Source organism: Tardiphaga sp. P4_G1 (assembly GCF_056401215.1).
On sequence record NZ_JBFUJU010000009.1, the window covers coordinates 260,119 to 277,984 of the forward strand.

Annotated in this window: 15 protein-coding genes; 5 read left to right on the forward strand and 10 right to left on the reverse strand. The window is 59.9% G+C overall.

What is annotated here, in order from left to right:
• Nucleotides 1-342 precede the first annotated feature (342 nt).
• From AC1DUY_RS22415 to AC1DUY_RS22425, 3 genes are read right to left on the reverse strand one after another with little or no spacing between them, the layout of a single operon-like run.
• The gene (locus AC1DUY_RS22415; RefSeq protein WP_441230024.1) at nt 343-471 is read right to left on the reverse strand and encodes a hypothetical protein; all 129 of its coding nucleotides are present in this window, start codon (nt 469-471) and stop codon (nt 343-345) included.
• 5 nt (nt 472-476) lie between these two features.
• Nucleotides 477-923 (reverse strand): hypothetical protein, encoded by a 447-nt coding sequence (locus AC1DUY_RS22420; protein WP_478117196.1) that lies wholly within the window; start codon nt 921-923, stop codon nt 477-479.
• Between the two features lie 4 nt (nt 924-927).
• Nucleotides 928-1,650, reverse strand: a complete 723-nt coding sequence (locus AC1DUY_RS22425; protein ID WP_441230022.1) for a hypothetical protein — start codon at nt 1,648-1,650, stop codon at nt 928-930.
• Between the two features lie 401 nt (nt 1,651-2,051).
• Here AC1DUY_RS22425 and AC1DUY_RS22430 point away from each other — a divergent pair, with 401 nt between their 5' ends.
• Together AC1DUY_RS22430 and AC1DUY_RS22435 are read left to right on the forward strand one after the other, a co-directional pair.
• Complete coding sequence (locus AC1DUY_RS22430; protein WP_089267544.1) at nt 2,052-2,792, forward strand: Crp/Fnr family transcriptional regulator; 741 nt, start codon at nt 2,052-2,054, stop codon at nt 2,790-2,792.
• Between the two features lie 64 nt (nt 2,793-2,856).
• Nucleotides 2,857-2,994 (forward strand): hypothetical protein, encoded by a 138-nt coding sequence (locus AC1DUY_RS22435; RefSeq protein ID WP_176454725.1) that lies wholly within the window; start codon nt 2,857-2,859, stop codon nt 2,992-2,994.
• 108 nt (nt 2,995-3,102) lie between these two features.
• Here the strand turns inward: AC1DUY_RS22435 and AC1DUY_RS22440 are convergent, their stop codons facing one another.
• Nucleotides 3,103-3,375: a hypothetical protein gene (locus tag AC1DUY_RS22440; protein ID WP_147421613.1), complete on the reverse strand. Its 273-nt coding sequence runs from the start codon at nt 3,373-3,375 to the stop codon at nt 3,103-3,105.
• Between the two features lie 281 nt (nt 3,376-3,656).
• On the opposite strand from AC1DUY_RS22440, the gene AC1DUY_RS22445 reads away from it, so the two are divergent.
• The 3 genes from AC1DUY_RS22445 to AC1DUY_RS22455 are packed head-to-tail and all read left to right on the forward strand — an operon-like array spanning nt 3,657 to nt 8,821.
• Nucleotides 3,657-5,168, forward strand: coding sequence for a cytochrome P450 (locus tag AC1DUY_RS22445; RefSeq protein WP_478117200.1), 1,512 nt, complete (start codon nt 3,657-3,659; stop codon nt 5,166-5,168).
• Entirely contained in the window at nt 5,165-7,231 is a 2,067-nt protein-coding gene (locus AC1DUY_RS22450; RefSeq protein WP_478117202.1) for a hypothetical protein, read from the forward strand. Before AC1DUY_RS22445 ends, AC1DUY_RS22450 begins: the two co-directional genes overlap by 4 nt.
• A gap of 6 nt (nt 7,232-7,237) precedes the next feature.
• Entirely contained in the window at nt 7,238-8,821 is a 1,584-nt protein-coding gene (locus tag AC1DUY_RS22455; RefSeq protein WP_120288714.1) for a Dyp-type peroxidase, read from the forward strand.
• Between the two features lie 20 nt (nt 8,822-8,841).
• Here the strand turns inward: AC1DUY_RS22455 and AC1DUY_RS22460 are convergent, their stop codons facing one another.
• The 6 genes from AC1DUY_RS22460 to AC1DUY_RS22485 form a co-directional block, all read right to left on the reverse strand.
• Nucleotides 8,842-12,036 (reverse strand): ATP-binding protein, encoded by a 3,195-nt coding sequence (locus AC1DUY_RS22460; protein ID WP_478117204.1) that lies wholly within the window; start codon nt 12,034-12,036, stop codon nt 8,842-8,844.
• Between the two features lie 247 nt (nt 12,037-12,283).
• On the reverse strand, nt 12,284-13,315 hold the full coding sequence (locus tag AC1DUY_RS22465; protein WP_231077851.1) for an ABC transporter ATP-binding protein: 1,032 nt from the start codon (nt 13,313-13,315) through the stop codon (nt 12,284-12,286).
• Entirely contained in the window at nt 13,312-14,307 is a 996-nt protein-coding gene (locus AC1DUY_RS22470) for an ABC transporter ATP-binding protein (protein ID WP_478117206.1), read from the reverse strand. Before AC1DUY_RS22470 ends, AC1DUY_RS22465 begins: the two co-directional genes overlap by 4 nt.
• A gap of 3 nt (nt 14,308-14,310) precedes the next feature.
• Nucleotides 14,311-15,213, reverse strand: a complete 903-nt coding sequence (locus tag AC1DUY_RS22475) for an ABC transporter permease (protein ID WP_089266329.1) — start codon at nt 15,211-15,213, stop codon at nt 14,311-14,313.
• A complete protein-coding gene (locus tag AC1DUY_RS22480; RefSeq protein ID WP_175366953.1) occupies nt 15,210-16,190 on the reverse strand; it encodes an ABC transporter permease in 981 nt (326 codons plus the stop codon). The genes AC1DUY_RS22475 and AC1DUY_RS22480 overlap by 4 nt, the downstream gene beginning before the upstream one ends.
• Before the next feature lie 32 nt (nt 16,191-16,222).
• Nucleotides 16,223-17,851, reverse strand: coding sequence for an ABC transporter substrate-binding protein (locus AC1DUY_RS22485; RefSeq protein ID WP_478117209.1), 1,629 nt, complete (start codon nt 17,849-17,851; stop codon nt 16,223-16,225).
• Nucleotides 17,852-17,866 lie beyond the last annotated feature (15 nt).

The following is a 17,866-nucleotide window of genomic DNA, read 5'->3' on the forward strand; positions in this document are numbered from 1 at the left end:
CCACGCGCAGCCTGAAATGAATTGTACCACGGTGTATTTACTCGTGTGAATAAATTCCACGATCTGTTGCTTTTGGTGGCAACTTTGGTGGCAAAATGGTCCGAGTGACCAAGGGTTTGAAGGGCAACGATAATTCGCGAAAAACGCCGAAAAACCCTATAAAACAAGATGTTTGCAGTGTTTTCGGGTGATGCTCAGTGATGCCCGATTATGCGGGCGGGAAAGCCTTCCAAGCTGAATACGAGGGTTCGATTCCCTCTACCCGCTCCAATATTTTCAATGGCTTAGCGCGTCAGGAACTTTCCATTCCGACAAGCTCAACGAATTCATTCCGACAAACGTTCACTTTTTGGCCGCCTGCTTGCGCCGTTTAATGCGCTTGATCTGAGCTTGCTGCTTGCCTTCGTCGTCGTGCAGGTACTTCGCCATCGCCGCGACCGAGGACCACTGACCCTTGTCCATCAATTGCAATGTGGTCAGTCCCGAGGATTTCGATTCGGTGGCCCCGCCGTGCCGATCGATGTGAAGGTTAGCTCAGGTCGCAAGCCCGCAGCGATGATGATCTTTTTCGAGATGCGCTCCACTTGCGTCAGCATCTCGCCCTTGCCGCTCCACGGCAGGCTGCTGCCGTCCCGCCGCAGCATCAGGCCGCCTCTTGGTCGCAGTGCCTTCATGGCATCCAGCTCTGCCATCAGCAGGGGATAGAGCGGTTTGCCCTTCTTATCGAACAACGGTTCCCATGAGCCGGTGCTAGTCTTGTAGTTGATGACGTAGACGTGGTTCGGGTGGCTGTCCGGGCGATAGTGCTCGGCCATAAACCGGATGAAAATATGCGCCTTGCGCTGGAGCCATTCCCAGCCGATCAGAACGCGGGTTTCCAGCGACGCGAATTCCATTTCGAATGCCTTGGCGCGGAACGCCATCAGCTCATCGAAGTTCGCGTGCGGGGGTCTCGCGCGATGTCGATCGCAGGCCCATCTTTTCGAATGAGTTTTGCGGCGGAAACATGTGAGGATGCGCCCGTGAGATTGTGTTCCACGCACCGCGCGCGGTTTTCATGGCGTGGTTTACGGTAGTGCGGCGTTCGATTTTTTCGCCATCGACATTTTTGTAGAGCAGCTTCTCAAACAGATCATCGGCAAAGGCTGTATCGATGCTCGACACCCGCCGCGTGCCAAGCCGCCTGCCGTCCCGCAATAGATATTCGCAGATCATCTTGATGCCGGTTTCATGGACGCGGCATTGTCCTGGGCTCAACGGCTGCAAACGCTTCGCAGTTTTCTGTTTCCACGTCCGGCGGTACTCGTGAAACATCCAGTCCAGCGTTCCGATCACCACGCCGAAGCCGACCGGATTTGCATCTTCGCCGCCGCTCAGCCAGCTATCGAACGCGGGTAGTAATATTTTTTCGGCGCGTTGCACCGCCAAGTCGCAATCGGTACCCAGCGGTTCATTTTTGACCGGGCAACCTCTCTTGCGTGCCCACGTCGGCGCGTCAAAAAAATATCCGAGCCCACCCTCTTGAGGCGTTTGCGCCTTGTGTAGCGCGGCAAGGGCAGGGCAGATCGGCCAGTTTTCCAGAAGGAGGCTGAATAAGCAAGCGACAGGCCGCGAAAGCCCTGCGCGAATTGATTCAATCATCGGGTTCAATGCGGCTCAATCGAAGGCGAAGAAAACTTGGACCATGATGAGGCAGTTGAAAGAATCGAAGGATTGAGACGACGCTAGTATCGTCGAAGTAGAGGATAGCGATCATTTTTGTTGACCGATTCACCTCGTATCAGTGAGCACTGCGATCATATCGATTGAGCCGACACACCAAGTTGCAGAGGCCTTCCCGTGCAGAAGAATCCGTAACCGAGCGGGCGTTCGTTTGTCAGAAGCGCATTGGATAGCCCACGCTCGCTGAAGCTAGCTTACTCGCCATAAAATCCTGCGTTACTTCTTAAAGTCTTCATGGCAGGCTATGACTCTTGAGAGGGGGCTTCGTTTCACAATACCAGTGTGCCTAGCCTTGTTTTGAGTTTTTCTGGGATGGAGCAGCACTTGTGATGGCGCGAGGCGTTTCACAGATCAACCCCCGATTGTCGATATTACGCAGTCATCCATTTTTCATTGATCTCGACGCTAAGGCATTGGATCAACTATGCCAGTATGTGAGCTTCCGAAAGTTCAAACGCGGCGCGACCGTCTTTGTGAGAGGTGATCCCGGCAATAGTCTCTTCGTCGTGGTGAGCGGCGCTGTCAAGATGAGCGTCGCCTCATCTGAGGGACGCAGCGCCATCCTCAATCTTGTGACGAAAGGTGAGGTATTCGGGGAGATCGCGTTGCTCGACGGGCTTGCGCGAACGGCCGATGCGATTGCTCACACCAATTGCGAGCTTATCGTGATCGACCGGCGAGACTTCTTTCCATTTATCGAATCCCAACCGATGCTGGCCATGAAGTTCATTCACTTGCTTTGCGCCCGTCTGCGCTGGACGAGTGAACAGGTCGAGCATGTCATTCTGCAGGACCTGCCTGCGCGGCTAGCGAACCTGCTGATCGGTTTGGCCTCGAAGCACGAGCCTTCCGACGTCGGCCGTCCGTTTATCGTCACTCAACAAGAGATCGGCGAGATGGTCGGAGTGACCAGAGAAAGCATCAACAAGCAACTTCGTGCCTGGTCCTTGAAAGGGTGGATCCGCCTTGAGCCCGGCAGCATCGCCATCCTCAAGCCGAAGGCGCTAGCGGCTGTTGCCGAAGCCGAGCCTGCAACCCTTGATGCGTCGGGGCGGCCGCTCAAGGTGTGATGTGGTTCACATGACTTCGTTGGTGTTTGGCCCATTAGTGGCCGGGTATCAGGAGGTATTCGGCATGGCATCCGTCGACGAATTGGAGCAAACCTATCGCCGCATTTACCGACGCCTCACGCTCGGGGTGTTTATCCTCTACGGCGTCGTTGTAGTGTTGGCTGTCACGGTGCTGCTCGGCAACCCGATAAAAAGCTTCTAGACGCCGGACAGGTGGGAGCCCCCATCCCGAAGGGCGGCTCGTCTGCGTGTGGCGACAGTGAGCTCGCTAACGCGAAGGCTGGTTCCCCTTAAAGGTGAGGGGGGCCCGCTATGGGCTCGATAGATCCGAGAAATCATATGGGATGACGTTAACGCAGCGCACGGGCTGATTCAGCACGTGCTCGGCGGCCAGAGCGAAGTCATCCGTGTGAACCGCTTCGATCTCCGCTGCGCAGGCTTCGTTCGAGACAAAGACGTAGAGGACGTCTTCGTCCATTCCTCCGACTTTCATACCCAGGCACAAGCGGTCGTAAACACGCGGCCCCAGCAGACTGTTGAGCATGGCTTCGATGGCAAGTTGTTGTGTTGTCGTTGGTCGCATTTGGCCTCCATAAGGCTACTATGCGAATGAATGGACGGCTGTCTGTGATCTAGTTCACTGACGCGGGGAAATGCGGCAGCTAACGTGTCGGCCATGATGGCGCTGGCCAGCGGCTGGTTGTTGTGGCTTGCAAGTCTGACAACAATCCTAGTTTTGGCGAGCTGTCTTCGATGGAATATAGATAGTTCTACAACTACAAACGCTCTTGTTCTAATGCTGAGCACTCCAACCCGAGCCGAATAGGCGCACCGATGCATGGGATTCGCGAGACCAAGGATCTGGTGCTGCCGGCAGACGGCCAGGATCAACATTCATTGAAACTATTCCGGGATCAGGTGGTCGGCGACGATACGCCGGATCAGTCGGCAACCGGCATATCCGGCTCGAAGCTGACTGATCCCAATGGACTTGATCCAGGTGGCGCCAGCGCTGTGGATCGCTTCGGATGGCGCATGCGTATGTGGGGCGAGCTCGTCAAATATCGACTGTCCTGCCATGTGCTCTCCCATCTTCGGTTGTTCAAGGCGGTCTTCGCGGTGCTGCGCGTCGTGCGGCCCGTCACGATCGTCGGCAACGTCCTTGTGGCGACAAAAGCCAGCGATGTACGCGAGGTGCTCGAACGCTTCGACGACTTTGAACTGGGCGACACCATCGAGCCCGGAATGCCCTGGGGACCGTTTCTGATGACGGTCGATGGGCGAGAGCAGCATGCCCGCGAGAGGGAAATGCTGCAGAGCGTGGTCGAGAAGATTGATGACCGGCTCATCCGGACGATCTCTTCCGAGAATTGCCAGTCCTGCATCGAGGCATTGAAGGACTCGGGCCAGATCGACGTTGTCGCCGATCTGGCGGAGCCGGTGATGGTTGCCGTCCTGGCCGAATACTTTGGCGTCCCTCCACTGAATGGAGACCGGCAGCGAATGGCAGGCGTCATGCGGAATCTGGCCGGCATCATTATGGTCAACCCGCCAGTTGATTCGCTTCCGTGGAGCCGGTCTCGCGCCGATATCGCAGATCTGACCTGTCAACTGACGCAGCAGCTTGGATCCGGCGGCCCCACTACTGCCGCTGCATCGCACCCATCCATTCCCGCTCACAGCCTGCTGGCACGGTTGCAGCGCCGCCATGGTCAGCCGGGCAACCCGCCCTGGTTTGATGAGGAGTGGATTCGCTGCTATCTGACCGGGCTGGTTGCGACGGGCGGAGCCACCATTATCCGCGGTGTCACCCATGCCGTGGATCAGTTGCTGGAGCAGGCCGGGGCATTGGCGCATGCTCAGGCACTGTCCGCTGCACTCGAGCGTGCGATCCACACCGATCAAGGATCGGTCGCCGCTGATGCGCCGAATGGCCAGCTCGCAGCGGCGCGGGAGGCGTTACGTGGCTGCATCTATGAAGCCATGCGGTTTCGTCCGATGCTGCCTTTGCTGGTGCGAACATGCCCGCGTGATACGATCATCGCCAACGGCACCCCGCGGGCCCGGCGGGTGCCTGCCGGGACGCTTGTCTTGGCACCGCCGCTGGCGGCCATGTTCGATTCCGAAGCATTTCCAGACCCGCTCACATTTCGCGATCGTCCCATCGAGAGTTACTTTCATTTCGGTTTCGGGCCGCGCCACTGTTTCGGCAAATACATTGCTGACGTGGTCATGCTGGAGATCGTCCGCGCGCTGATGCGCCTGCCGGGTCTGGCGCGCGCGCCCGGACAGGGCGGTCAGGTCGGCTATGACGGGCCAGCACCTTGCTCGCTGCGCGTGACGTTCAATGCGAATGGATCGGAGCCCGTCCATTGAATCCGAATTTCACAACGATCATCACGCCGATCGAACCGTCCAAAGTGGAATGGTGCAGGGGCTATCTTCGCGACAATGCCGACCCGCAGTTTGGCGGTGAGGCAGCGTTTCTTGAGTGCCGCCCATTGTTTCCATTCGACAAGATTGCAGGTCTGCATTTTTGTAGTTTTGTCATCCTGGACGCTGCCGACGGGGTCGGGCCTTGTCTCGTATTCGAGGCAACGTTCGATGGCCCGAGAGCGGGTTTTCTGGATGAGCTGTTAAAGTATGCACCAATTGGTTTCGACGAGGTCTACCGCTGGTGTGTCGGCTATCCCTTGTCAGGAACAACGACCCCAAATCTGGTCCGGGAGTATTGGGAGCGCCATGACGTCGGCGCGAATACGTTCTTTAGTGGCAGTCCCGGCCGCACGGTGGTGCAGGTCAAAGGCGAGAATAGCGTCCGGAAGGGAATCGTGTCGTTTCTCTCGGCGCGATTTCTCGTCGATGCGATCTTGCCCGGTCGCCCGGCGGGGTTACTCGATCTCGTGACACGAGAGTGCATTCGCGGCAGTGCCGACAATCGCTGGGCAGAGCAGCCGGCGCAATTGCCATGGCAGATGACGCTTCGAACCCAGATCGCTGTTGCGGCTGGTATCGTCGTCGCGCTGCTGGCATGCGCTCTGGGCGCACTCGTGTGCTGGGCTTTGGGCTATCGACCATCAGCGCTCTACGCGGTGTTGCCGCTATGGCTTGAGGCGGTCGGTCACGCAACGCAGCATCTCGATACAAAGGTATCGGCATTGCCGTGGGTCTCACAGCTCACCGAAGTCATACAGCCGGCAACGCTGACCGGCTTGATGCTATTGAGCGTGATGTGGCTGGTGGTCCGGGCGGCAGAACTCCTTCTCCGGAGTGCGAGCAAAAATACCCGCGACCAGCATCTGTTCTGGCGCTTTCCGCTGCAATTAGCGGTCGTTACACGATACGCGCTGGTCGGTGTGCTCATCGGTGTTGTCACGCTCGCGGTCATCTCCGGCGTTGACAGATCACCGACATGGGCCGGGATATTGGTGGATGGTCCGAGTGGGATCCTGACGTCGCTGGGTGCGGTGCTGGTGGTCATGTTCCAGCTTGTCTGTATTGGAGGGCTGTTGCTCGTCGGCTGGTATTGCACGACATCGCTGCAGTTGATGATCGAGCTTCAGCCTCTCAGCAAGACGCGCGAGAATCTGCGGCGTATGGCATTGGATGTTATCCAGTTCGCCATGTTCCTTCTGGTCTCGGTCGGCGTCCTGCTCGTTGCAGCGCTGCTGCCGGAAACGGTCATCAGCAACGTGGCTGGAATGGCCAGATCGCTCACTTACGGCTGGCTTCTGATGGTTCTGTTGGGATGGAGCGGCGTGATGGCCGGCTATCTCGTCGGACTGCTGGCTCTGTGCGTGGTTGGGGCACTCGAGTATCGCGACAGGACGACGTTTGAACATCCCGCAGGTCTTTTGATCCGGGCTCGCGACAACGCGCGCAAATATGCGCGCGAGGAAGCCGGAATTAACCGGTACCAGAATCATCTGGCCAGCATCACCTGTGTAAAGCCGGGTGTCCTTCGATACTGGATCCTTCGACTGGTCCTGTTCGCCGTCAATGTTCTCGCGAAATTCTGGTTCAACAAGGGTGAGCTTGGCGGCATCCCAACCATCCTCTCGGCGCGCTGGGTGCTGATCGATGGTGGCCGGCGTCTGCTATTTCTCGACAATTTCGGCGGTGCCTGGGAGAGCTACCTCAACGAGTTCATCGATCTGGCCGCCGTGAAGGGGCTGAATGCGATCTGGACCAATACGTTCGTGAACGCGGCAGGGAAACGCTACGGTTTTCCGCCCACGCGTTTTCTGTTCTGGCAAGGCGCGCAGGATGCGAGGCCGTTCAAGGCCTATGTGCGGCAGAGCCAGGTGGAAACCATCGTCTGGTACGGCGCCTATCCTATGCTCGGTGTTGTCGGCATCAATGCGAACACCGATACCAGACAAGATCTGTTCGCTCCGTTGAGTTCGCCGGCTATCGATCGATTCCTCCAACGTCTTTGAAAAACCATGAACACGGAAAAAATCGAATGGCATGATGTGCAGGGGCTGCTGTTAAGCGGCTATCCGCAATTGCCGTACTCCGCCTATGTGGCCTGGCACTTTCTTCCAGGCCAGCGGGATGCTGCCAAGCGCTGGCTGCGCGATCTGGCCGAGCGATTGATGCGCGCGGACAGGATTGAGGGGGAAGATGACGGCGCGACGGATCTGCAGTTACCGCCGACGAACATCCGGGCACTTAAGGCCATGCGTGTTGGCGATCGGACGGCGATCAATCTGGCCATCACTGCCAGCGGCCTCCAGGAGCTAGATCTCGACGAGCATCAGCTGTCGGACTTCTCCGTGGAATTTCTCGAAGGCATGGCGCCGAAGCCGACGTCTGGCAGACGGATGCCCCGACGCTCCGGCCTTCTCGGCGACGCGGGAGAAAGCTCACCGTGCCGATGGGAGTGGGGTGGATGGGGGCCGTCCGCCGAGGTGCACGGCATGCTGTTGCTTTATGCATCCGAAGAACATGTGTTGCAGGCCCTAGTCCAGGCGGAGCAGCGCGCGATGAACGGCGTTGCTGACGTTGTTGTGACTGGTGACCAAGGCAACGGCCGGCCCGTCATCGTCCATGGCCGCCTCTATGACGATGCCAAGGAGCATTTCGGCTTCGTCGACGGCATCTCGCAGCCGATCATCGAGGGGTCGCCCCTGGCTATCCGAAGCGAGGAAAACGCCAAGAACGAGAAAAAAGCCAAGTCCTGTCACACCCTCGCGGGCAGTGGCGAAAGAGACAAGGTCCTGAGCGCAAAAGACCGCCGCATCTCCCTGGTCAAGCCAGGCGAATTTGTGCTCGGCTATCGCAATGAACGTCGGGAGCGCATCAGCAGCCAATCCGTGAAGCCCGGCTCCAATCTGCGCGATCTGCTGCGTAACGGAACCTACCTGGTGTTCCGGCAACTGGAGCAGGACGTGGACGCCTTCGAGAAATTTGTTGCCAGCCTCGCTACCCGAATGCATGGCAAAGCCGATGTCGAGGCGACAGAGGAGGTTGCGGCACGGCTGATCGGTCGGTACCGCAACGGTGCGCCGCTGGTGCGTGCCGGCGCCGATTCACCGTCGGCACCCGAACGCAATGATTTTCTTTACGCCTACGAAGACGAGTCAGGGATGGCCTGTCCGATTGGCGCGCATATTCGCCGTGCCAATCCGCGCGATGCCATTGGCTCCGACCCGGATGTCGCACTGAAGCTGTCCAAGATGCATCGCATTATCAGGCGCGGCCGGCCCTATGGAGCCAGGCGCGGCGAGCAGGACGAGACAATCGGCAAGGGTTCTCGGCGCGGGACCGCGTTCATCGCGTTGAACGCCGATATCGCTGGCCAATTCGAGATGATCCAGCATTCGTGGCTGAACAATCCTCAGTTCGGAGGACTGCCCGTCGGGACCGATCCGATTAGCCATGTTGCTCATGACGGAGATGAACTCGTCATTCAGCAGAGACCGTTCAATCTCCATATCGAAAAACCTCGCCCCTTTGTCACGGTGCGTGGTGGGGCGTACTTTTTCCTGCCGGGTATCAATGCCATCCGCGCCCTGGCCGATTGAGCTCGCAGCCAGGGTCTGATTCAGGCAACCAAGGTGGCAAGCGCATCGTTGCAGAGCGTCGTGTAAGGCTGCATGGAGCACTGTTCGGCGAGACCGAGCGCTTCGCGATAGTATCGTTCTGCGGTGGTCGTGTTGCTCGTATCGAGAATATGGGCAACGTCGCCCAGAAGCTTCTTGGCGTAGACTTGCTGTGGCAATTCTCCGCGCTCTTCCGCCAGTGCTAGCGCTCTTTCAGCTACGGCTTTGGCTTCCTTGCTGCGGCCGGCGGCAAGGAAAGCACGACCTTGAGCGATGAACAGAAAGCGCCAGCCGAATGCGTGTTCAGCGAGCGGAATATCCAGCTTTTCAGGCACTGCGAGGATGTTGAGCGCAGATTCGACATCGCCCAATGCGAGATAGGCTTCGCCCATCCGGGACGCGAAGACCGGGTACATCTGTTTCATCTCAAGATCGAGGCATGTCTGCCAGCTCTCATTCAGCAGCGCGAGCGCTTCGACAGGGCGCCCTTGCGCGATCCGGAGCCGACCAAAAACATGATTAATGTTGGCGCGGGAATACGAGTGGTTCGCCGCCACCGCCAACAGCCTTGCCTCTTTTGCAAGAGCCTCTGCGCGTGGGAAGTCACCGAGATCGATCAGTGAATCGGCCATGAAAGTCCGAAGCATCACGCTGGGAAGCGCGGCCCATCCAGCGCGCTTCTCGTCGATCTCTGGCGTTTCGATCGCGAGACATTTTTCGTGATACGCAAGCGATTGCGTGAAGTCGCCGGTTTCATGGTGGATGATGCCCACATTGTGGAGAGCGGCAAAGGTTAGGACGGGTTGGCCGATCTTCTCTGCGATCGACCGTGCCGTTTGGGCAGCGGTCATGGCTTCGACGTGATAGCCAAGTCTCCAGAGTGCGACTGTCAACTGACAATTCACCGCCGCAATCCGCCATGGTTCCCGGGATTCTTCGGCCAGCCGGCGCGCCTCGCGCAAGACGTCGGCAATCCGTTGATGCATGCCGATTGGTTCGAGCGCCGTAATTACCGTCAGATGCAGATCTATTTCAGAGATGGTTTTCTTCGACGACGGCGGCCAATGCGCCAGCGTTTCGCGACCACGCTCGTAAATGGCGATCGCATCCTGATTGGCGCCACGCTTGATTGCTCGACGGCAGCTCCGCAACTGATACGGAACCGCCTTTTGCCATAGCTCAGCGAGAAACGCGTGGTCGGCAAGTCGGTCGATATGTTCGTCGAGACGGTCGGCGAATCGAAGCTCGATAATTTCGATCGCCTTGGCGTGGAGATAGCGACGGACGCTGAGTAGCATCATGCCGTAGGCCACTTCTCTCGTGAGCTCATGTTTGAACGAATATTCGACCGTGCCGGAGGTAGTGGCCTTTCTGAGAAAATCCCCCGACTCGAGCGCCAGAAGACGAGGAGCCAGTTCGTCGGGATCAGTTCCAACCATGCCGGACAGCAGGATCAATGAGATGTCTTTGCCGATCACGGCGGACATTTGCAAAAGCGATTTCGTCGCTTGATCGAGTAGGTCGATACGCGATGCCAGAACGGAATGAATGGTCTCGGGGATTTTGATATTAGACGATCCATCGCTGACTTTGTAGCGGCCCGGATCGCCGACTAGCACCTTCGTATCTTTGAGTGCCTGGGCCAGTTCCTCCACGAAGAGTGGATTGCCTTGCGCTTTCGCGAGGACACGTCGTCTGATGTAGCCCAGACTTCCGTCATCGCCCAACAGCGATACAAGCAGTTGATCACCGTCCGGTTCGCTGAGCGGCGCGATGTCCAGGCGTTCAACCGCTCGGCCGGACCAGATGCGTTCCGGGCGTTGCGTGACGACCACGAGGACCCGGGCGTTATCGAGCATCCCCATGATGCTGTTCAGAATGAGCTGGGTTTCGGCATCGACCCAGTGGATGTCCTCGATCAGGATGAGCAAGGGCGTCAACCGTTCCTGCGAGAAGACGAGCGTCTTCATGGCGTCGATGACCTTGTTGCGTCTTTCGGATGGCTCAAGCTTTTTCCAGTCTTCGTCCTCGCTGTTGAGATCCAGGAGCGAGAGGATGGCCGGAAGATGTGGGGGCAGATTTGGATCGAGGCGGGCAACACGGGTGCTGGTCCGGCTGGCAGCTGAGGCGGGGCTATCCTCGGCGCGTACGCCGAAGAGCTCACGTATCAACGTGCTGACGGGATAGTAGCTGGAGTTCGCGCGTTGAGAAGCGCAGGTCGTCTGCAGGACGAGCCATTCTTCTGGAACGCTGGCGATGAACTCATGGACCAGACGCGATTTGCCGATCCCGGCAGGGCCGACAATGGTCACCGCGCGTCCGTGTCCCGCAGCGGCGTTATCCAGCAGTTTCTTGAGGAAATCTAATTCTGTCCGACGTCCGATCAGCGGACTGAGGCCGCCGGATGAGCGAGCCTGCCAGCGGGTGCGCGGCCGCATCGACACCAGTTCATAGGTCTCCACCGGCTCGGCGACCCCTTTGGCTTGTTCGGGCCCGAGCTGCAATGCGCTGATGAAGCCCTTCGCGAGTTGGAAGGTGTCGGACGACAATTTGATCGAGCCAGGGGAGGCAAGCGCTTCCATTCGGGCGGCGAGGTGAACCGTTTTTCCAACGGCGTCATAGTTCATCGCCAGATTGTTGCCGATCGAATGAATGATGACCTGTCCGGAATTCAGGCCAATTCTGATACTGATCGAGCGCTGATGCAGACGATTGAATTCGATGATCGCATTTCTTGCAGCCAGTGCTGCGCGGCAGGCCTGGACGGCGTGGTCTTCGCTCGCAATGGGGGCGCCGAAGAGCGCCATAATGCCGTCACCGCGCGTCTGATTGACCAACCCATCGTGCTCATGCACGGCGTCCATCAGCCGCTTGAGCACTGGGCCAATAACTTCCAGCGCTTCTTCTGGGTCCAACTGGTCGATGAGTTCGGTCGACCGCTGGATGTCGGCAAACAGGACGGTGACACGTTTGCGCTCGCCCAGCATGGATGTGCCGGACCGCATGATACGCTCAGCGAGTTCTGGCGGGATTTGCGATTGCAGGAATGAGAGTGCATGAACGCCAAGCGCAGTTGGAGCAGCCCTTGGCCGCCCGCAGCCACCGCAAAAGCGTGCATCCAATTGCATCGTGAACCCGCAATACGCGCATTGGTTGGCGGAATCGTCCAATAGGTTGTGCCCTTCTTTGGATGCCACCTTTCACCCTTTCCGGCGGAGCAAGCAATCTATCCAATTGCGCGATCATGGCAATGTCGGGAGCTATGTCTCAGGCCAGGGTGAGCGTGGTGTGATCTGGAAAGCGTCGGCCAGTTGCGCCTAGTACCAAATCGGACGGTTCGCCCGATTTGGATGGGGACAGCGCAATAGGCGCGCCATGCTGCAAGCGTCGACGAACATATGAGTGACAGCAATTGGCGCAATGCGGACGCCCCACAGCGACGGCTCACAGGGATGCAAAATCCGGAGGGGCGATCTCGCCGGTCCGATGGCAGGCGATGAAGTGTTCCTCGGCCTCGACCTGAAGGATCGGCAATTCGTCACGGCACCGCTCCACCACGAACGGGCAGCGCTGCGCGAAGCGGCAGCCGGGCGGTGGATCCACCGGACTCGGTGGATCGCCCTTGACCAGATAGTCCTTCTTCAGCCGGTCGCGCAGCGGGCCGGGCGGTGCGGCGGCTGATATCAGCGACCAGCTATAGGGATGCAAGGGTGCCGAGAAGAACACCTGCGCCGGCGCCTGTTCGACGATGCGTCCGAGATACATCACCGCAATCTCGTCGCAGAAATGCTGGATCACGCCGAGATCGTGCGAGATGAAGATATAGGTCAGGCCGCGCTCGCGCTGTAGCTTCTTCAGCAGGTTCAGGATCTGCGCCTGGATAGCGACGTCGAGTGCCGACACCGCTTCGTCGCAGACGATCAGGTCGGGTTCTGGCGCCATCGCACGTGCAATGCACAGACGCTGGCGCTGGCCGCCGGAAAACTGATGCGGAAACAGATCAGCCGCCTGCGGCGGCAGGCCGACTTCCTCCAGAAGCTGTTTGACCCGGACCTCGCGCTCGCGTGGCGAGCCGATGCCGAGCAGGTCGAGCGGTTCGCGGATCAGATCGCCCGCGCGGCGCCGCGGATCCAGTGCCGAGAACGGATCCTGGAACACGATCTGGAATTTGCTGCGCGCCAGCCGCAGTTTCTCGCCGCGGAAGTCTGCGATGTTCTCGCCGCCGAACACGATCTGGCCGGAGGTCATCGGGATCAGCCGCATCACCGCCTGCGCAGTGGTCGATTTGCCGGAGCCGCTTTCGCCGACGATGCCGAAGGTGGTGCCGCGGCGGACGCGAAAACTCACGCCGTCGACCGCGTGGACCTTCGAGGGTGGACCGAACATGCCGCGGCGTCCGGCCGGGAAGTGCACCACGAGATCGTTGACGTCGAGCAGGACGTCTGCGGGCGCAGATATATTCAAGCCATCGCTCACGGTGTGATCTCCTGATGACGCCAGCACGATACGGCGGCACCGGCATCGATGCGATCGAACGGCGGCTGCGGCTGTGCGCGACAGATCGCGCCGGCAAAGGCACAGCGCGGCAGGAAAGCGCAGTCCGGCCCGCGTGCGCCGAGCGGCGGCACCATACCTGGGATTTCGTCGAGCTCGGCCGAGGCATGGTTGCTCATGCGGCCGAGCTGCAGATGTGGCACACAGGCCATCAGCCCGCGCGTATAGGGATGCCGCGCACGGGCGATGATCTCGTGTGCGGCGCCCTGTTCGATGCAGCGGCCGGCATAGAGCACGGCGACATCGTCGGCGAGTTCGGCGACGGCGCCGAGATCATGGGTGATCAGCACGATGGCCGTGTCGGTGTCGTCCTGCAATTCGCTGAGCAGGTCGAAGATCTGCGCCTGCACGGTGACGTCGAGCGCGGTGGTCGGCTCGTCTGCGATCAGAAGCTTCGGCTTGCAGGCCAGCCCCATGGCGATCATCACACGTTGCCGCATGCCGCCGGACAATTGATGCGGATAGGCATCGACGCGTTTGTCAGCCGCGGGGATCTGCACCGCCTTGAGAAACTGTATCGCTTGCGCATGGGCATCGCGGCGGCTCAGTCCGCGGTGCTGACGCAGCACCTCGCCGATCTGGTCACCGACCGTGTAGAGCGGGTTGAGCGCCGTCATCGGCTCCTGGAAGATCATCGACATCTTGTCGCCGCGCAGGCTGCGCAACTCCTTGGGTGATGCCGATAAAACCTCGACGCCATCCAGCAGAATGCTGCCGGAGGTGACGCGAAAGTCTTCGGGCAATAGCTGCATGATCGCGAGCGCGGTCATGCTTTTGCCGCAGCCGGACTCGCCGACCAGCGCCATGGTCTTGCCTTGCGCGACGTCGAATGACAGATGCTCAAGCACCGGCACCATGCCCTTGGTGCCGTTCATCGAGACGCTGAGATCCTTGACGGAGAGAACGGGGGGCATCGCTCAGCCTCGCTTCCGCAGGCGCGGATTGATGGCGTCATTGACGCCGTCGCCGATCAGGCTGATGGCGAGCACCGCGATGAAGATTGCAGCACCGGGAAACGCCACGGTCCACCAGGCATTGAGCACATAATTGCGGTTCTGCCCAAGCATAAGGCCCCAGCTCATGGTGTTGGGATCGCCGAGGCCGAGGAAACTCAATCCGCCTTCGAACAGGATGGCCACGCCGATCGCGAGCGTCGCTGAGACGATGATCGGCGGCAGCGCATTGGGCAGCACGACGCGCAGGATGAGGTGACCATTGCCCGCGCCGGCGGCGCGCGATGCCTTGACGAAATCGAGATTGCGCAAGCGCAGGAACTCCGCGCGGGTCAGGCGCGCGGCAGACGGCCAGCTCACCACGCCAATCGCGATGGTCACGGTGGTCAGCGTCTGCCCGAACAGAGTGACCAGTACCATGGCAAACAGCAGCGGTGGCAGGATCTGGAAGAACTCGGTGATCTTGGTCAGTGCCGTGTCGATGGGGCCGCCGAAGAAGCCGGCCAGCGAACCGATGGTGACGCCGATCACGATGGTGATGATCGCGGCCACGCCTCCGACAGTCAGCGTGGCACGGCCGCCTTGCAGCAGCCCTGCCAGGATATCGCGGCCAAGATAGTCGGTGCCGAGCCAGGTGTCCGCATCCGGCGGCGTGAAGGGCGCGCCGGCAATGTCGAGCGGATCGACGCCGTAGATCGACGGCCCGAACAGGGTGGCGAGCATCAGAAACAGCAGCACAACCGCGCCGACGACGCCCGCCGGGCTGCGGGCAAACTGGCGCAGCGCGGCCATCGTGGGCGACGCCGCGGCGCTCACGGGCAGCGCGGTCCTATCGGGCTTGATGGCGGTGGATTCGATTGTGGTCATCGGGCCCCCGAACGGATGCGCGGATCGACCAGGCGATAGACCAGATCGGTGATGATATTGGCGGCCATGACCAAGACTGCCGAGAAGAACAGCACGGCGAGCAGGGTCGGATAATCTCGGCGCAGAATGGATTCGAACACCAGCCGTCCCATGCCGGGCCAGCTGAACACCGTCTCGACCAGCACGGCGCCCGCGAACAGATGGCCGAATTGCAGCCCGGCGACAGTGACAATCGGGATCAGCGTGTTGCGCAGCGCATGTTTGCCGATCACGATAAATTCTGGCAGGCCCTTGGCGCGGGCGGTGCGCACGTAGTCAGCCGTCAGCGCATCGATCATGTTGACACGGGCGAGCCGGCTATATTGCGCGATGAAGACGAGTGCGAGCGTGGTCGCGGGCAGCACGAGATGCTGCAATATATCCACGACATGCGCGAAGCCGACCTTGGGCCGCGCGACGTCGGTCATGCCCGTCACCGGCAGGATCGGCCACACCGATCCGAACAGCAGCAGCAACATCAGCCCGGTCCAGAACACCGGCGCGGCATAGCCCGCAAGCGAGATGATGGTGACGCCCTGGCTGAACAGCCCGTTCGGCTTGCGGGCGCTGACGACGCCGAGCAGCGTGCCGATCACCACCGAGATCGCCAGCGCCGACAGCACCAGATACAGCGTCGCCGGAATGCGCTGGGCGATCAGGCCGGTCACGGGGGCATTGAAATAATAGGAATAGCCGAAGTCGCCGGTGGCGACGCTGCCGAGATAGGTGAAGAGCTGTTCGAGCAGGCTCTTGTCGAGGCCGTATTTGACCCGCAGTGCAGCGATGACGTCGGCCGACGCACCGCCCATCTCGCCCGCGATCACTAGAGCGGGATCGCCGGGCGCAGCATGGATCAGGCAGAAATTGAGGACCAGCACGGCGATAAGGAGGCCAACTGCATTGGCCACCTGACGCAGAATGTGAAGAGCGAGGTTCATGGTGCTGGACCGTCAGAGTGAGCCGAAGACCATCAGGTCTTCGGCGGCACTTCCCAATAAAGCTCGTCGAGCGGCGACATCATGCCCCAGATCGACGTCGGCAGACCGCCGAGGCCCTTGCTGAAGGCGTTGCGATACGGCGCTCCGTTGATGAAATAGATCGGCACGTCGTTAACGACGATCTTCTGGAATTCCGAATACAATGCCTTGCGCTTCTCGGGCGACGTCTCCTGCGCGCCTGCGGCGAGCAGTTCGTCGACCTTCGGGTTGCTGTATTGCTGGGTGTTCGACCAGATGATGCCCTTGCGGATGTTGCTCGAAAGGTACGTGCGGTTGACGCCGATCACCGGATCGCCCCAGTTGAACACGTTGTCCATCGTCAGGTCAAAATCCCAATTCGAGACCCGCTGCGCCCAGGTCGGGAAGTCCGGAGCGGCACGGACTTCCAGATTGATGCCGACGCGCTTGAGCTGTGAGCGCAGATATTCGGCGACATTGCGCTGCTGTTCCTCGTCACCGGGGATGTAGTCGATGGTGAGGCTCATGCGCGTGCCGTCGGCAGCCTTCGGATAGCCGGCGTCGTCGAGTAGCTTCGCCGACTTCGCGAGATCGAGCTTGTACATCTCGATGCCGGGCTCCAGCAGCAGCGATCCCGGGGCGATCGGGCTGGTGGCGGTCTTCGCCTTGCCGCCCATCAGCTTGCCGGTGATGAATTCGCGGTTGGCGGCAAAGGCGATGGCTTGGCGCACGCGCACGTCATCGAGCGGCTTCTTCTTGGTGTTGAAGGCGAGCCAGTTGATCGGGCCGACGCCGGCAAAGCCCTTGTCGGTGATGGTGACGTTCGGCATCTTCTCGATGCGCTCGATGTCGCGGGTGTTTGAGACGAACGGCAGCACGTTGACGTCGCTGCGCTCAAGCGAGACCACAGCGGCATTGGAATCCGATACCAGCTTGACGACGATCTTGTCGAGCTTTGGCCTGCCGGTGATGAAGAACTTGTCGAACTTCTCCAGCGTGTAATATTCGCCCTGCTTGTATTCGGTGAGGCGATAGGGGCCTGAGCCTACCGGCTTCAGATTGGCGGGATGCGCCTTGATGTCCTGGCCGTCGCCATAGACGTGTTTCGGCAGGATCGGCATCAGTGCAGGCGACATCGCCAAAAGCAGCGCCGGGTGCGGATGCTTCAGGCGGATGATAGCGGTGAGCGGGTCGGGCGTATCGACCTTATCGACAGCGGCCAGCATGCTCTGAAAGGGATGGTTCGCCTTGATGGTCATGATTGAAAAGGCGACGTCTTCGGACGTGACCGGCTTGCCGTCGTGGAACAGGGCATTGTCGACCAGCTTCAGCGTCACCGAGAGGCCGTCCGGCGCGACCTCCCACGACTTTGCGAGATAAGGCTGCGGATTCCAGTTGTCGTCATAGCGCAGCGGACTGGCGAAGATTTGCGTGGACGGCATCGCGGTGGCGAGGCCGGACTGCACGGCGCCGTTGAAGTGGCGTGGCACCTGCGTCGAGGCGATCACCAGCGTGCCGCCGTCGGCGGCAAGTGCCGGCTTGACGCTTGGCGCGATGGCGGTTGCGACGAGGGCAAGGCCCAGAGCGCAGGTCAGAAGAGATGCTTTCAGCGAACGGGGTCGTCGTGACCAGATCGAAGACATCTTGTCGGTCCTTCT

Bases quoted from the DNA above. Each gene is read 5' to 3' on its own strand.
- AC1DUY_RS22420 (WP_478117196.1), bottom strand. From the start codon at position 923: ATGGCGTTCCGCGCCAAGGCATTCGAAATGGAATTCGCGTCGCTGGAA.
- AC1DUY_RS22430 (WP_089267544.1), top strand. From the start codon at position 2,052: ATGGCGCGAGGCGTTTCACAGATCAACCCCCGATTGTCGATATTACGC.
- AC1DUY_RS22435 (WP_176454725.1), top strand. From the start codon at position 2,857: ATGGCATCCGTCGACGAATTGGAGCAAACCTATCGCCGCATTTACCGA.
- AC1DUY_RS22440 (WP_147421613.1), bottom strand. From the start codon at position 3,375: ATGCGACCAACGACAACACAACAACTTGCCATCGAAGCCATGCTCAAC.
- AC1DUY_RS22455 (WP_120288714.1), top strand. From the start codon at position 7,238: ATGAACACGGAAAAAATCGAATGGCATGATGTGCAGGGGCTGCTGTTA.
- AC1DUY_RS22470 (WP_478117206.1), bottom strand. From the start codon at position 14,307: ATGCCCCCCGTTCTCTCCGTCAAGGATCTCAGCGTCTCGATGAACGGC.
- AC1DUY_RS22475 (WP_089266329.1), bottom strand. From the start codon at position 15,213: ATGACCACAATCGAATCCACCGCCATCAAGCCCGATAGGACCGCGCTG.
- AC1DUY_RS22480 (WP_175366953.1), bottom strand. From the start codon at position 16,190: ATGAACCTCGCTCTTCACATTCTGCGTCAGGTGGCCAATGCAGTTGGC.
- AC1DUY_RS22485 (WP_478117209.1), bottom strand. From the start codon at position 17,851: ATGTCTTCGATCTGGTCACGACGACCCCGTTCGCTGAAAGCATCTCTT.